We start from the raw sequence: 14,223 nt of genomic DNA on the forward strand, positions 1-14,223 counted from the left end.
TGTGTAGTTATCTATTGAATCTGTTCAGTTATCACCAAAAAGGGACTAAGGAATCATTTTACTGTAATTCTTCCATTATCAGATTTCAATCGAATTTGATGCAATTCCGCTCCGAAGCGACTGCGTGAATTCCGCTCGCCGTAAACATCAATTCGCCCGTGTCCGGTTTTTGCCAAGATCGTCGCGTTGGACGCTTTGTGTGTCGTTGTAATTTCGATGCTTCCATTATCCGTTTGGAAATCGATGTTGCGATCCAAATGTTCCCCGGCAAGAATGATTCGGCCGTTGTCCGTAATTGCCGTCAGCTCGCCTTCAACTTCGTCGAACTCAATGCGACCATTATCCGATTCAGCATGAATCGTATCAGCTTCGATATTTCTAAGCGTCACCCGACCATTATCCGTTTTTGCTTTCAGGCGGTCTGACTGCACTTTCGAAATTTCAATCCGGCCGTTATCCGTCTCTGCTTCAAGAGAAGTTGCTGCAAGTTCAGCCAATTCGATACGTCCGTTATCAGTGCGGCACTCGATTTGTTTCCCAATCAATTTTTCGGCGTTGATCCGTCCATTATCCGATTTCATGGAAATGGATTGATACAATTTCTTTGGAATAAACACGTTCAATGCCACACCTTTCGTATTGAAATTGAACAAGAATAACCAGTGTGCTTTGTTTTTCAGTTTGATTCTTAGAGTATCTCCGAGAACTTCAGCCGTTAACTCCAGTTTTTCTCTAGACCCCGTCAATTCGACTCTCGTTTCAGTCGTATCGGAAGGGAAGACGGTGAGTGCTCCATGCTGTACGTCGATATCCACTTTTGTAAAACTATTATCTTGTAGTGTAATCACTTCGCTTGTCGGGCTCACACTCATCTCGGCTGTCTCTTTGAATGGGTACGCTTCCAATAGTTCAGCCGCAATTTTTGCAGGTGAACCAAGAGAAGCTGCAATTTCTTCTTCCGCTTTCCCATCCTCGCGGCCATCCGAGAAATATTCGCGGATATCTTGGAGAATATCGTTTCTTTCATCAGTAGGCAAACGTTTCAAAGCGTTTTCAAGCTCGTTGATAAATTGGTTTTCAGTCATGGCGAACGCCCTCCTCGATCAATGTATTAACCCCATCCGTAAAACTGCGCCATTCATCCAATTGTTCATGCAAATACTCTCGCCCAGCCTCCGTCAATTTGTAATATTTACGGGGAGGCCCTTCCGTCGATTCCTGAAGGTATGTCGTAAAATAACCTTCTTTCGTCAGGCGGCGAAGCAACGGATAGACAGAGCCTTCAGAAATCGAAATCTGGTCGGATATTTTCTGTACCAACTCATAGCCGTAGCGATCCTGTTTGTCTAAAAGCACGAGGACACATAGATTCAATACGCCTTTTTTAAATTGGATATTCATGGATCATTCTCCTTTCCAGTACTGTTTATTGAACACTACTGACTTATCAAACATACTGATTAGGAACAATATAACACATGGTATTATTCATTGCAAGGTACTGTAGAAAATATTTACACCGAAACTTTTCTTGTGATGAGACGTATAGAAGGTAGCAAGTACGGAGGTGTTTTGTATGTTTGGCAGAAAAAAATCGAAAGCGGAAGAAGCGAATAGAATCTATTTCAACGTTGGCATCATATCGGTCCAAGAACTTGACGATGCCCAATATGAAACGTGGACGGATGAATTGATGGATGTAGCTGAGAATGTTGGATCTACGTCTTCTTTAGTGCAGGCTAGCTGGGATGAAGATCAATTGAATATCCTTTCAAAGCGTTTTCCAAAAGTGGACATGAATGAAACGGTTTTTATGATAAATGAAATTATCAATGAGGATGTTGAGAAGGAAATTAAACTGCTTGAGCAAAAGCATAAATGGAAAAAGTTTTTTAATACGATTCCGCTTGCAGATTATATTGACGCGGAAGATCGGGTCGTAATGGACGCGAGTAAGACGCTCTACTGCACGAACGATGTACAGGAAGCGGCTGGTTTTCTCAAAGAACAGGCAGGAAAAACAGACATCTAAGTGAGGGGGAAATAGTATGGAAGGAAGCTATTTTGTAGGATGGGGTACACTAGCGTTAATCAACGCAGGAATCGCGCAAGGGAAAAATAGAAGCGGACTGAATTGGTTTTTATTATCTTTATTATTCGGTCCTGTTGCGACGTTCTTCTTAGTCATATCCGAAAAAAGATAATTCTTTTAAAATAGCTGACTTATGGTAAACTATTTCTGTAATCGAAATAAATAGCCGTAGGGGGAATGGAAATGACAGAAGTAAAACTCATTTTCGCAAAAGATGAATTGATTAGCGGAAACGAAGCACGAAAAAATTTCGTCGCGCAGCAAAAAGCAACTCATTGCTCGGTCTTAATCGATGACACACACTATGTCGTCATAAAGGAAGCTGAAAAGGCAAACATGGAAAAAGTTCGTTCGACAGCAGGTGACATTGCGCGTGAATTGGCAGGACAAAAAGTGGACAAGGCGATTGTAAAGGAAGACGTACTAGGAAATGTGTTTGTCGGCTTGGACAAAGTGGAAGTCACAACTGCATTTGCAGAAGGATGGGATCTCGGTTCCTACCAATTCCTATCATATAAATCTGAAGCAGAGCGATTCAGTACTGAGCTTGAAATCGATGGAAATGACGCGCAAGCAGCTGTTCAATCGGGTAAAATCCGTGCAGCAGCAACTGCTTTCTCTCGTGACTTGATGAATGAATTGTCAGATGTCTTGAATCCTGAAACGTATCCGGAAGTATTGAAGCAAAAGTTTGAAGGGAAAGACGTTGAAATAACAGTACACGGCAAAGAGCAGCTTAAAGAGATGGAAATGAACGGTCTCTTGACTGTAAACCGTGGCAGTAAATACAATCCATCATTTGTTGAGATTCGTTATGAGGGAGATGCGTCCAAACCGCTTGTTGCGCTCGTCGGAAAAGGCGTTACATTCGATACAGGCGGAATCAGCCTGAAAAGCGGAAAAGATTTAAGCAGCATGCGTATGGACATGGGAGGTTCTGCAGCAGTTGCAGGAGCAATGCAGCTTCTCGTTGATTCACAGGCGAAAGTGAATGTCGTTGCTTTAATTCCAATGGTAGAAAATACACCGGATGCAAATTCCGTATTCCCTGGCGAAGTGATACGTTATAAAAACGGAAAAACAGTTCAAGTAGGCAATACAGACGCAGAAGGACGCCTCATCTTGGCGGATGCACTTATCCGCGCAGGAGAATTAAATGTGGAATACATCGTTGACATCGCAACACTTACTGGTGCGATCGTAAATGCATTAGGTTCTGAAATTGGCGGTGTCTTTGGGGATGAAGAATTATCTTTCGTCATGAAAAAAGTGGGAGACAGAAACGGTGATTACGTCTGGCCGATGCCGTTAGTAGAAGCTTATGACAAGTCATTGGCAAGTGATTACGCAGACATGAACAATATCAGTTCATTGAACTTTGCGGGCTCCATCACTGCAGGACTGTTCCTACGTCGCTTCGTACCAGAAAACAGCAAATGGCTTCATGTTGACATGGCGGGTATGATGAGCAAGTCAAGCGCATCAGGCTATTATGCTAAATCAGCAACAGGCTATGGTGCACGTTTGTTAGCAGACTACACTGTTGAAATCTCAAAATAAAATAACGAAAAGGGAGCTGTCCAGAGAATCGTCTGGACTGCTTTTTTTGACTCGGATAGTGGCCAACGCCCAAAGTAGGCCGTTACGAGTCCAAAGCAGTTCGACTCACGTCCAAGCAAGCCATCCTGCGCCCAAAGTACGTCACCCTACCGCTTTTACTCCCAGGACACTGCCTTCCTATATAATGTTTGTTATAACATTTGATTTCAAATTGGCAATATAGTGTAAGATAACAAGAGTATAAGAAAATATCTGTTTTTTAATGAAATTCCGAAAGAGTTCTCCCTCTTCAAGCGTGTGAAGGGTGAAACCCAACGGTAAGAGGGAGATGAATTTCGGTTGGCAATAGCCAACACCGCTTTTCATTGATATAATAGGAACAAGTATTCCTATTACTCTGAAATGAGGTGATTGGAGTGGCAAATAAAGCATACAAATTTCGAATCTTTCCGACAAAGGAGCAGGAAGACTTTTTGGTCAGGACATTCGGCTGTGTCCGATTTGTCTACAATAAAATGCTGGCGGAACGCAAGGAAACCTATGAAAAATACAAAGACAACAAGGCATTACTGAGGAAGCAGAAGTTTCCTACTCCCGCCAAATACAAGAAAGAATTTGAGTGGCTCAAGGAGGTTGACAGCCTGGCACTCGCCAACGCCCAGTTGAATCTGCAAAGGGCATTCTCCAATTTCTTCTTAGGCAAGACGAAGTATCCGAAATTCAAGAATCGTAAGTCTAAACAGTCCTACACGACAAACATGGTCACCGGAAACATCAAGATTCTTGCTGGTCATATCAAACTACCGAAACTCACACCCCTTAGAATGAAACAGCATCGCGAAATCCCATCCCATCATGTCATCAAGTCATGCACCGTTTCCCGTTCAGCCACTGGAAAATACCATGTTTCCATACTCACAGAATACGAACACAATCCGGTCAAAAAAGAAATCAACCATGTCGTCGGATTGGATTTTGCCATGGATGGACTTTTTGTCGAAAGCGAAGAGGGTAAGAAAGCCTATTATCCACGGTTCTATCGACAGGCAGAAGGAAAACTGGCAAAGGAACAAAGAAAAATGTCCAACATGATGAATGGCTCCTCCCGCTGGAAAAAGCAGCGAATCAAAGTCGCCAAACTCCACGAAAGAGTGGCAAACCAACGAAAGAACTTCCTTCATCAAGAGTCAAGAAAATTAGCAAACAGATATGATTGTGTCGTCATCGAAAATCTTGATATGAAGGGGATGTCGAAGGCCTTCCGATTCGGCAAAAGCGTTGCCGACAACGGATGGGGGATGTTCACGACATTCTTGCGTTATAAATTGGATGAACAAGGCAAGCAACTCATCAAGATTGACAAATGGTTCCCCTCCTCCAAGACCTGTTCGGCCTGTGGTCATATGCATGCTGCCTTACACCTTTCCGAACGGACGTTCAATTGCGATTGCGGATTCGTTATCGATCGGGATTGGAATGCCGCTATCAACATCAAGAACGAGGGACGGTTGATATTGGATTTGTCCTGATGAAACAGAACTCTTGGAACAAGAGGGTTAGCTCGGTCAGTTTTCGTTGGCTAGTAAAAGCAGCGATAAGTCGAGAAGCCCCCAGTTCAAACGCTAAGCGTTAAGTGGTGGGTAGTTCACTGCATATGTACTGGAATAAAGAAAAGTTAACAGAAGAGCAGATCAGGATTATGAACCATTTTAGGATGAGGATTGAACGGAATAATTCGGTGCTAGGTTAGAAAAGAAAACATATTAAAGGGGAGTTTTCCATGATCTATGTAGTAAGGCATGGACAAACAGATTGGAATAAAGACCGAAAAATGCAGGGGAGAATGGGTGTGCCGCTAAACGAGCATGGAGTACAACAAGCTGAAGCATTAAAAGAGATATTACAAAAAGTAAAGTTTGATTTTGTTTTTTCTTCCCCACAAGAAAGAGCTGTACAAACTGCGGAAATTATTACCGAGCTACAAGCTGTTGTGGATGATCGATTGGACGTATTTGATTTAGGAGAAGCTGACGGGTTACATATCAGCGAAGTAAAGATGGTTGGATCATTACCAGATTCCTCAATTTATAAAGGGGTTGAAGAACCAGCAGAATTTGTTAGAAGGGTGTTTGATTTTATGAAAGAACTTGAAAAACAGTATGGAAATGATGAACGGAATATTCTTGTAGCCGGTCATAGATGTACTACCGGTTGTATTGGCGCCTATTTCAAAGGGATACCTACTGATGGAAATGTACTGAAGTTTTCCTCTGATACGGGTGATTATAAGATATATTATTTTAAAAAATATATAGAAACTCAAATAACATAATAGAGGGGGCAATATCTTTGGGCCAAAATACTACACAAGTTTACACACCACCTAAACATTTTGTATCAGCTGCAACTATTGTACTCAATGACCAAAAGGAAATCCTGTTAATTAAAGGACCGATGAGAGGTTGGGAAATGCCAGGTGGAATCGTTGAGGAAGGCGAGTCTTTGAAAGATGCCGCAATTAGGGAAACTAGAGAGGAGTCCGGTATTGAAATTGAAGTCCTCAAGTTTTGTGGAATATTTCAAAATGTAAACAAATCAATCTGTAATACGTTGTTTTTAGCTAAGCCAATTGGAGGCAAATTAACAACTTCTCCGGAAAGTTTAGAAGTTGGATTTTTTTCTATAGAGCAAGCTTTAGAGATGGTAACTCTAGGGAATTTCAGGCAAAGAATTGAGTACTGTCTTGATAATAGTATTCAACCTTTTTATGTGGAATTTTAGTGGTAAGGAAGTGTGAACTTATGGAAGCACAACAATTAAAACTAGAGGCATATATTAACGAATACCTAAAGTTGTGGGATTTTTACGGAGTTATTCAAGTGACTCAAAAAGGGGAAGTGCTTTTTGAAAATGCATACGGCTATGCGAGTATCGAGTTTGGAATAAAAAATGAAATCGATTCGTGCTTCTCTATCGCTTCCTTGTCAAAACAGTTTACCGCCTTTGCGATTATGCTACTTTATGATAAGAAAGTGCTAGATATCGATAAACCTGCACAATTATACCTCCCTGCTGAAATGCAAATTGACGAATCGATCACTGTCCATCACTTATTATCACATACTTCTGGTTTGTTTAACTTCACAAACTTCAATAATGACTTCTTTGCTGGTTACAATAGAACGGATTATTCACGAAACGAATTCTTCCAAAGGTATATTAATAAAAAGCCTACGATAGATGCGGGAACGGAATATGATTACAATAACTCGAACTATAATTTGCTTGCGTGGATTATAGAAAATGTTTCAGGCGAAAAATATGAAGATTTTCTAAGAAACCACATATTCCTCCCTTTACATCTGATGAGCAGCAATGTTGATGATGGTTGCAAACCGATTAAAAACAGATCAAGTAATTATGTAAAAGATTTTGATACAACAATAAAAAGTCCGTATTATAATGAGAAATATAGTATCGGTGCAGGTGCCATCGTTTCGAACTGCAATGATTTGTACAAATGGTATACGTGTTTGCGGGATCGGAAGTTATTGTCCGAGAAAGTTTATTCTAGGTTTTTTGGTGTGAACAAAAATAATTATTGCTATGGACTCGAGCATCAACGTGTTTACGGCACAGACAAGTATTCCCATGGAGGGGATCATCTAGGAATCAGTACTTATATGCAAAATTTTTTCGATGAAGATCTATGTATCATTATTCTTTCCAATAATGAGGCGATAAATCAGTACAGACTGGGTAATGCAATTTCCGATATTATGCATCATGTTGAAGTAGATGTTCCGGTAATTCATAAAGAGATTCCACTCAATGAAAGTCAGCTGAAAAAATATTGCGGGACATACTTGATAGATAAAATTGAAATAGAATTCATTAACGGCAAATTATACTTTACGAGATTCTCCGGCAATCTCCATATTGAAATCTATCCAGTAGGTGAAGGGAGATTTGTCCGAAAATATTTTGATCAAGTCCATCCATACAGTATTGTGGAGAACGAAAACGGTGAATTATCGTTTTTTGGATATGTAAAGTCGAACATGTGAAATAGGGTTTGGAACCGATTAAATTCAGGAGGAATTTATTTGAAGATCAGGCTGTCGGAGTATGATGAAAATTGGGTTCAAATGTTCAATGATGAAGCTCTTTTCTTAAGAGGTCTATTCGGGGAGGAAATCATCAAATTTGAACATTTCGGGAGTACCTCAGTTCCTGGCATGAAGGCAAAACCCGTCATTGATATGATGTGTCTCGTAAATGACATCAATAAAATCGATACGTTTAATGAAAAGATGCATTCACATGGATATGATGTTGCAGGCGAATGGGGAATTCAAGGTCGGCGGTTATTTCGTAAAGGCGGGGAAAACAGAACCCATCATATTCATGTTTATCAGAAGGATAACCCACACATTCAAAGACATCTAGTTATGAGAGATTACTTAAGAACTCATCCCGAAGAAGTAGAGCGATATACATATTTGAAAGAAGAGTTAGCTAAGCAATATGATGACACAGCTTTTTACAGCAAAGCAAAAAAGCCATTCGTAAAGGAATTGGAACACAGGGCGTTGAATTGGTATGAAAGCCAATAATCATAATTATAAATTCATAGAAGTCATCATAAACAACTGCTATTTATTAGAAGAACGAATGGGGGATCGTATATGATCAACTACCTAAAAAGCGAAAGAGTTATTCTTCGGGAAATGGAAGAAATAGATTGGATAGATGTTCACAAATATGCCTCGCAAGAAAACGTTTGTCAATATCAGCCTTGGGGGCCAAATTCCGAGCAAGAATCTAAGGATTTTGTGAAGCAAGTTCTAATAGATGCAAAAAAAGAACCGAGGAGCCGGTTTGTCTTTGCAGTAATTGTAATGGAATGTGGAGAAATGATTGGTGCAGGTGAGATGAATATTAGAGATTTTAGCAATAACGTCGGAGAAATAGCATACATAGTAAATCCTCAATACTGGAGGAAGGGATTTGCGACAGAAGTAGCGAATCTGTTAATTGAATACGGTTTTAATAATTTTAATTTACATCGTATTTACGCGACTTGTGATCCAAGGAATATAGGATCATCAAAGGTCTTAGAAAAGGTAGGAATGATAAAGGAAGGTAGGATGCGTGAGGATTTATTACTGAAAGATGGTTGGCGTGATTCTCTTTTATACAGCATTTTAGAACATGAGTGGGTGAGGAAATAAATCGCATAACATAACTCAACAAAAGGGAAATCAAAATGGATCATTATATGGATAAAATACAAAGGGGAATTATAATGAAAAACTCTAGTTATGAAATAGTTGAGATACCCGAATATCGAGGAATCGGACTAAAGTGGGAAGGTCCATACACAGAAGTTAGTACTTTGAAAGAACTTATTACAAGCATGAGTAATCGAGTAGGGGAGTTAAATCATGCAATCAATCCCAAAATGCAATTAGGACTGTCATATCATCTTAGACCGGATGGGTTTGTACACTATTCTGTATATGAGGTTACCGAAGAACAACAGCTTCCCGAGGGTATGGTAGAAATAACTGTGCCGAAAATGATCTACTTGACGATACATCATCAAAAAGATCAAAACATTGGTCAAACTTACGATAATATCTATCATTGGCTTCAGGCAAGCGATTACGAGCCTTATACTGAGCCCAATGTGGAATATTACGATAGACTACCGATAAAACACGAAAGATATCCAAATGACCGCGATTTTAATAATCCTCATTTTGATATCTTAATTCCTATAAGTAAGAGGAAATAAATGTGATAGTGTGAGGGCTTATTGGCCAATTAATAAAAGGACAAAACATATTATCGTTTAAATATGTTTTGTCCTTTATACAGCTTTTCTAAATGCCTATTTTATAAATTTCTCAATCTCATCCTTATGATCTTCCACTAACTTATTCAACAACTCATTTGCTATTTTGTCGAATCCTTCAGCCTCATCAACTGCGACAGATTCAAATGGCTGCCCAAGCTTCTCTTCAATGTAAGCAATCATATAGGCGCTCATTTCACTCATGATTTCATAATGTTTAACGATGAACTCATCGGAATCCATGTTTAACTTTTTAGCCTGTGATTCTGCAAATTGACGCATGTCTTTTGCCTTTTCGCTCACGTCTTCCTTTGGAGGGTAAAGCTCAAGAACTGAATTTTTTGTCTCCTGGATTTCCTGTAGTTTTTTAGAGACATCAAGACCCAATCTCTTCGCCTCTTGAACGGCTAATGTCGCTTTGATCATCCCATCAAGATTCTCTAAAACTTTATCATCCTCATACAAAAACCGCAGCTCACCGACTGTGATTTCTTCCCCTCTTACAACAGCAGCAACATCTTCATCATCGTACTTAGAAATAGAGCTGCATCCAGCAAGAATCATTAAACAACTAAGAAACATGACACTCGCAAATCTTCTCAATCACCCCACCCCTTTGTTTACATGAATACTCCTCATTCATTCACAAACAACGACTTGCCGTTCGAACGTCCCCTTTTTCGCTACACAGCGGTCAACAATCGTAAAGCCTGCCTCCGTAATCATATGATCCATCGGTTCAATCGTGACGACGACGAGTCGCTTCGTTATCCGTCTAGCATTCTTTAGAATGTCCAGTTGTCCTTCAGCGGTAATATGTGTAAACAGATTGTAGGGCATATCAATAATCGCTGCATCATATGTATCTGTCACTTCGGAAATAGGGCCTTTTACGACTTCCCCCTCCAATCCGAAATGGGCGAGGTTCTTTCTCGAGCCAAGACAGACGAGAGGGTTGATATCTCTACCGACCATGTCAATACCCATGGACCGCGCTTCCACCAAAACGGTTCCAATTCCGCAGCACGGATCGATCGCCTTAATGCCTTCAGGATGGGGGACAGCAATATTAGCAACAGCTCTTGCGACACGGGTGCTTAAAGCAGTGGAATACATATGGGGCTTTTGCATATGAAATCGCCAAATCGGCTCGCTCTCCTGCAAAATGCCGAAATGCCAGTCTCCTCCAAGGAAAACAATTCCAAAGTTCACTTCCGGCTCCAGCAGTTCTGCTTCCCCTTGAATTACTTCTCCAATTTCCCGCTCAATGCTGCGCCTTTCCGGTTGACGTAGCTTGGCAGTAGAGTCAAGGGCAATCGAGTTCAAGCACGTCACCTTGAATGTTTTATGGCTGACGAATTCAGATGCTTGCTTTATTATTTCTTCCAAATCGTTTTCGGAGAACAGGATTTCGAGACGCTCCTTCATGAAAGGGCTCCTGCTCGGGTCAATCTTCACTTTACTTGTAATGACGTTCATCGGACTGTCAAAGCCGAAGAACGCTCTCATTTCCAATCGGCAAAGATCATGCTCGTCTACTTGCCTTACATATGTGTAAATGAATTCCCGGGTTTCCGTTTCGAATGCATGCTTCAATTTGCTGCCTCGATTGCTGCTAGCAACTTGAAAATGAAACGGTAGGCGAGATCCATAGCATCTTTTATTGACATTTCTTTATCGAAGCCGTCTAATTGATCAAGCGGTATATTGATATCCCATAGTCCGTCCTGGTCTGAAAACATGGCACTATAGGTTTTTGAACCGACATTCGCCTCTAAATAATCCTTCAGGAAAGAACCCCATTTTTTCTGTACTTTCAATCCGAAAAGGACAGTCGATGTCTCGAAAACATCATCCATCTCAAAAGCGATTCCATCAACCCCAATCGTTTCAAAAGCATTTGATTCAACATACAAAAACTCTTCGGCATTTTTGGAGAAATAGGAGACAGGTTTATTCATAAATGAATCCGATTCCTCTTTGATGACCTCTTCTGTCTCTTTTAGGCATCTCTCTATGACTGGGAAAATCCATTCTTTATTTTCAAACTCAGCGTTGTCATCAATCAATCCTTGTTTCACAGCGTATTCTTTTTCAAACGGGAACAATGGCCCGTTCTCAGCGACTAGTTGCGCAATTTTATCTTTCAACATGGTAGACACTCCTTTTCATTCAACAGTATACCTTACTTCTTAGCACACTTTCTATTCACCCGGATACCAGGGATTCAAATGGATGAGCACTTCATCCACATCGGCGTGTTCATTGATGATCAAATTCCGGATTTTACTTGAGACATCATGGCCTTCTTGGATTGTCAAATTTCCAGAAATGCCGATTCGCAAGTCGACGAGGACATAATGACCATGCTCACGTGCGCGCAATCGGTCGATTCGTTTCACTTCAGGTATGGTTAGGATTAACGCTGCAAATTCCTGAAGACGGTCTTCCGACACGTTCTTTTCCATTAGTATATCCATCGCTTCTATCCCGATTTCATATGCAAGTCTGAGGACAAGCACGGAGACGATCACACCTGCAAATGGATCTCCGTACGACAACAGGGGGATCTGATAGGCATCGCCAATCAATGCCAAGCCGATACCGACGACAGCGGCTAGGGAAGCATAGACATCCGCCAAATGGTCGTACGCCGTTGCAATTAATCCTTTACTATTCACTTTTTTTCCGACGCGCATCGTGTATATATAAAGTGCCTGCTTCCAAACAAGGGAGATGATTGCGGTGATTAATGCAATCACACTTGCTTTAGCTGGTTCCTCAAAAAATGTTTTAACAGCTTCATACCCAATATAAATGGCGGCAATTCCTAAAATAATCGCAACGATGCCTGATCCAATAACCTCCGCTTTTCCATGACCGTATGGATGGTCATCATCAGCAGGCCTTTGGGAAACCGCATGGACGTAAGGGCAGCTGCAGATGCAACAACGTCCCCAGCGTTATGGAAGCCGTCCGCAAGCAACACGGGACTGTTGAACAGGACGCCAACGAGAATTTTTAAAACAGTCAACACAATATTGCTCATCAAGCTGATCCAAATTGCAAAAACAGACGCGATGGAATGGTTTTGATTAGTTGTCATTTACTATGCCTCCAAAATGATTTTCCCCGGGGAAACAAAAACCCCTGACATATTGTTGTCAGGGATTCATGGGAATATAATTTATTATTGCGTTTATTATTGAGTTCTATCATGGTCATCACTCTTTTTTCGTCAATGTATCAATCATAGCACTCCAGTAAGTAGGGAGCAAGGAAATGGCGAATTTCATTGCATTTGTTAAGTTGGTTTATTATAATACAATAAAATGAATAAAAATACATACGAGAGGTTGATTATATATGAAACTTTGGGGTGGACGTTTTACGAGTCGTGCAGATGAAATAATGGAGCAGTTCAATACATCGTTGCCTGTCGATCATAGATTGTACAAAGAAGATATCGCTGGAAGTTTGGCACATGTCACGATGCTCGTCCATTGTGATTTATTGACGCCAGAGGAAGGGGAATTGCTCATTGAAGGATTGGAATCCATTTTAAATGACATCGAGAATGGTCAACTCGTTGTCGAAGGTAATTATGAGGATATCCATTCCTTCGTAGAGATGCATTTGACAGAAAGAATCGGGGAAACGGGGAAGAAGCTTCATACTGCACGCAGCCGGAATGACCAAGTGGCGGTCGATATGCGCCTCTATGCAAAGAATAAAGCGGTTGAAGTGATGGACGGCCTTCAGACGCTGATTGATTCGTTGCACGCTAAAGCTGCTGCAAATAACGTCATCATGCCAGGATATACACATTTACAACGCGCGCAAGTCGTTACGTTTAGCCATCATTTAGGAGCGTATGAGCAAATGTTTAAACGTGACAAGAAAAGAGTTGGCAACGCGCTTGAGCTGCTCGATGAAAATCCATTAGGATGCGGTGCGCTTGCTGGAACGACACATGCAATTGATCGGGACATTACGACGTCGGTATTAGGGTTTTCGAAACCGGTCAATAATTTCTTGGACGGTGTAAGCGACAGAGATTATATGCTAGAGCTTATGTCCGACTTCTCCATCATCATGATGCATTTGAGCCGTTTAAGCGAAGAGTTTATTTTATGGAGCAGCCAGGAATTCAAGTTCATTACGATGGCAGATGCATATTCTACGGGAAGCAGCATTATGCCGCAGAAGAAGAATCCCGATGCAGCGGAGTTGATTCGCGGCAAAACCGGTAGAGTATATGGCTCTCTCTTTGCTTTGTTAACGACATTGAAAGGTTTGCCGCTAACGTATAATAAAGACATGCAGGAGGATAAAGAGCAATTTTTCGATGCACTTGATACGGTCCTTGATTGCATGGAAATCATGTCCAAGATGATCGACACATTGCAAGTGAATGCAGACAATATGAAAGCAGCCATCAAAGGTGGCTTCCTTAATGCAACCGAAGTTGCCGATTACTTAGTAGCAAAAGGCACGCCATTCCGCGACGCACATGAAATAGTCGGGAAAATCATCATTTATTGCGAAACGGAAAAGAAGGCGATCGAGGATCTAACAGTTCAGGAACTCTCCGTATTCAGCGATCTAATAGCTGATGATATTTACGATTATATCGACTACGAAAACATTTTAACGAAAGGGAATAAGGGGTTAATGAAGGAAGTGGGCGAGTAAGCTAATATGCTGCGAG

The 14,223-nt window shown here is 41.0% G+C and carries 16 protein-coding genes and 2 pseudogenes; 12 read left to right on the top strand and 6 right to left on the bottom strand.

Annotation, left to right across the window (positions count from 1 at the left end):
* Positions 1-53 precede the first annotated feature (53 nt).
* Complete coding sequence (locus tag ACR65H_RS13985) at positions 54-1,085, bottom strand: DUF4097 family beta strand repeat-containing protein (protein WP_440501042.1); 1,032 nt, start codon at positions 1,083-1,085, stop codon at positions 54-56.
* Positions 1,078-1,401, bottom strand: a complete 324-nt coding sequence (locus ACR65H_RS13990) for a PadR family transcriptional regulator (RefSeq protein ID WP_440501043.1) — start codon at positions 1,399-1,401, stop codon at positions 1,078-1,080. The genes ACR65H_RS13985 and ACR65H_RS13990 overlap by 8 nt, the downstream gene beginning before the upstream one ends.
* Before the next feature lie 175 nt (positions 1,402-1,576).
* Between ACR65H_RS13990 and ACR65H_RS13995 the strand changes: the two genes are divergently transcribed.
* The 11 genes and pseudogenes from ACR65H_RS13995 to ACR65H_RS14045 all read left to right on the top strand — a co-directional run bounded on the left by ACR65H_RS13995 (position 1,577) and on the right by ACR65H_RS14045 (position 9,452).
* Complete coding sequence (locus ACR65H_RS13995) at positions 1,577-2,032, top strand: hypothetical protein (protein WP_440501044.1); 456 nt, start codon at positions 1,577-1,579, stop codon at positions 2,030-2,032.
* A gap of 16 nt (positions 2,033-2,048) precedes the next feature.
* Positions 2,049-2,204, top strand: coding sequence for a hypothetical protein (locus tag ACR65H_RS14000; RefSeq protein ID WP_440501045.1), 156 nt, complete (start codon positions 2,049-2,051; stop codon positions 2,202-2,204).
* 71 nt (positions 2,205-2,275) lie between these two features.
* Positions 2,276-3,652 (top strand): leucyl aminopeptidase family protein, encoded by a 1,377-nt coding sequence (locus tag ACR65H_RS14005; RefSeq protein WP_440501046.1) that lies wholly within the window; start codon positions 2,276-2,278, stop codon positions 3,650-3,652.
* A 410-nt stretch (positions 3,653-4,062) separates the two neighbouring features.
* Entirely contained in the window at positions 4,063-5,181 is a 1,119-nt protein-coding gene (locus ACR65H_RS14010) for an RNA-guided endonuclease TnpB family protein (protein WP_440501253.1), read from the top strand.
* 113 nt (positions 5,182-5,294) lie between these two features.
* Positions 5,295-5,402: pseudogene (locus ACR65H_RS14015) on the top strand (protein kinase); the annotation flags it as partial.
* Positions 5,403-5,432: 30 nt separating this feature from the next.
* Positions 5,433-5,984: a histidine phosphatase family protein gene (locus ACR65H_RS14020; RefSeq protein WP_440501047.1), complete on the top strand. Its 552-nt coding sequence runs from the start codon at positions 5,433-5,435 to the stop codon at positions 5,982-5,984.
* A gap of 17 nt (positions 5,985-6,001) precedes the next feature.
* Positions 6,002-6,433 (top strand): NUDIX hydrolase, encoded by a 432-nt coding sequence (locus ACR65H_RS14025; protein ID WP_440501048.1) that lies wholly within the window; start codon positions 6,002-6,004, stop codon positions 6,431-6,433.
* Positions 6,434-6,453: 20 nt separating this feature from the next.
* Positions 6,454-7,719, top strand: coding sequence for a serine hydrolase domain-containing protein (locus tag ACR65H_RS14030; RefSeq protein WP_440501049.1), 1,266 nt, complete (start codon positions 6,454-6,456; stop codon positions 7,717-7,719).
* Positions 7,720-7,758: 39 nt separating this feature from the next.
* Positions 7,759-8,268: a GrpB family protein gene (locus ACR65H_RS14035; protein ID WP_440501050.1), complete on the top strand. Its 510-nt coding sequence runs from the start codon at positions 7,759-7,761 to the stop codon at positions 8,266-8,268.
* A gap of 72 nt (positions 8,269-8,340) precedes the next feature.
* Entirely contained in the window at positions 8,341-8,886 is a 546-nt protein-coding gene (locus tag ACR65H_RS14040; protein ID WP_440501051.1) for a GNAT family N-acetyltransferase, read from the top strand.
* 74 nt (positions 8,887-8,960) lie between these two features.
* Entirely contained in the window at positions 8,961-9,452 is a 492-nt protein-coding gene (locus ACR65H_RS14045; protein ID WP_440501053.1) for a GyrI-like domain-containing protein, read from the top strand.
* Between the two features lie 96 nt (positions 9,453-9,548).
* On the opposite strand, the gene ACR65H_RS14050 is transcribed toward ACR65H_RS14045, so the two are convergent.
* The 4 genes and pseudogenes from ACR65H_RS14050 to ACR65H_RS14065 form a co-directional block, all read right to left on the bottom strand.
* Positions 9,549-10,115 carry a SurA N-terminal domain-containing protein gene (locus tag ACR65H_RS14050; protein ID WP_440501054.1) on the bottom strand — a complete coding sequence of 189 codons (567 nt, stop codon included), beginning with the start codon at positions 10,113-10,115 and terminating at the stop codon, positions 9,549-9,551.
* Positions 10,116-10,151: 36 nt separating this feature from the next.
* On the bottom strand, positions 10,152-11,108 hold the full coding sequence (locus ACR65H_RS14055) for an RNA methyltransferase (protein WP_440501055.1): 957 nt from the start codon (positions 11,106-11,108) through the stop codon (positions 10,152-10,154).
* A complete protein-coding gene (locus ACR65H_RS14060) occupies positions 11,105-11,665 on the bottom strand; it encodes a branched-chain amino acid aminotransferase (RefSeq protein WP_440501056.1) in 561 nt (186 codons plus the stop codon). Before ACR65H_RS14060 ends, ACR65H_RS14055 begins: the two co-directional genes overlap by 4 nt.
* A 51-nt stretch (positions 11,666-11,716) precedes the next feature.
* Positions 11,717-12,618: pseudogene (locus tag ACR65H_RS14065) on the bottom strand (cation diffusion facilitator family transporter).
* A 260-nt stretch (positions 12,619-12,878) separates the two neighbouring features.
* On the opposite strand from ACR65H_RS14065, the gene argH reads away from it, so the two are divergent.
* On the top strand, positions 12,879-14,207 hold the full coding sequence (gene argH / locus ACR65H_RS14070; protein WP_440501057.1) for an argininosuccinate lyase: 1,329 nt from the start codon (positions 12,879-12,881) through the stop codon (positions 14,205-14,207).
* Positions 14,208-14,223 lie beyond the last annotated feature (16 nt).

It is taken from the genome of Sporosarcina sp. SAFN-015 (genome assembly GCF_059415085.1).

Bases quoted from the DNA above. Each gene is read 5' to 3' on its own strand.
- ACR65H_RS14040 (WP_440501051.1), top strand. From the start codon at position 8,341: ATGATCAACTACCTAAAAAGCGAAAGAGTTATTCTTCGGGAAATGGAA.
- ACR65H_RS14005 (WP_440501046.1), top strand. From the start codon at position 2,276: ATGACAGAAGTAAAACTCATTTTCGCAAAAGATGAATTGATTAGCGGA.
- ACR65H_RS14045 (WP_440501053.1), top strand. From the start codon at position 8,961: ATGAAAAACTCTAGTTATGAAATAGTTGAGATACCCGAATATCGAGGA.
- ACR65H_RS14000 (WP_440501045.1), top strand. From the start codon at position 2,049: ATGGAAGGAAGCTATTTTGTAGGATGGGGTACACTAGCGTTAATCAAC.
- argH (WP_440501057.1), top strand. From the start codon at position 12,879: ATGAAACTTTGGGGTGGACGTTTTACGAGTCGTGCAGATGAAATAATG.
- ACR65H_RS14030 (WP_440501049.1), top strand. From the start codon at position 6,454: ATGGAAGCACAACAATTAAAACTAGAGGCATATATTAACGAATACCTA.
- ACR65H_RS14020 (WP_440501047.1), top strand. From the start codon at position 5,433: ATGATCTATGTAGTAAGGCATGGACAAACAGATTGGAATAAAGACCGA.
- ACR65H_RS13985 (WP_440501042.1), bottom strand. From the start codon at position 1,085: ATGACTGAAAACCAATTTATCAACGAGCTTGAAAACGCTTTGAAACGT.
- ACR65H_RS13990 (WP_440501043.1), bottom strand. From the start codon at position 1,401: ATGAATATCCAATTTAAAAAAGGCGTATTGAATCTATGTGTCCTCGTG.
- ACR65H_RS14060 (WP_440501056.1), bottom strand. From the start codon at position 11,665: ATGTTGAAAGATAAAATTGCGCAACTAGTCGCTGAGAACGGGCCATTG.
- ACR65H_RS13995 (WP_440501044.1), top strand. From the start codon at position 1,577: ATGTTTGGCAGAAAAAAATCGAAAGCGGAAGAAGCGAATAGAATCTAT.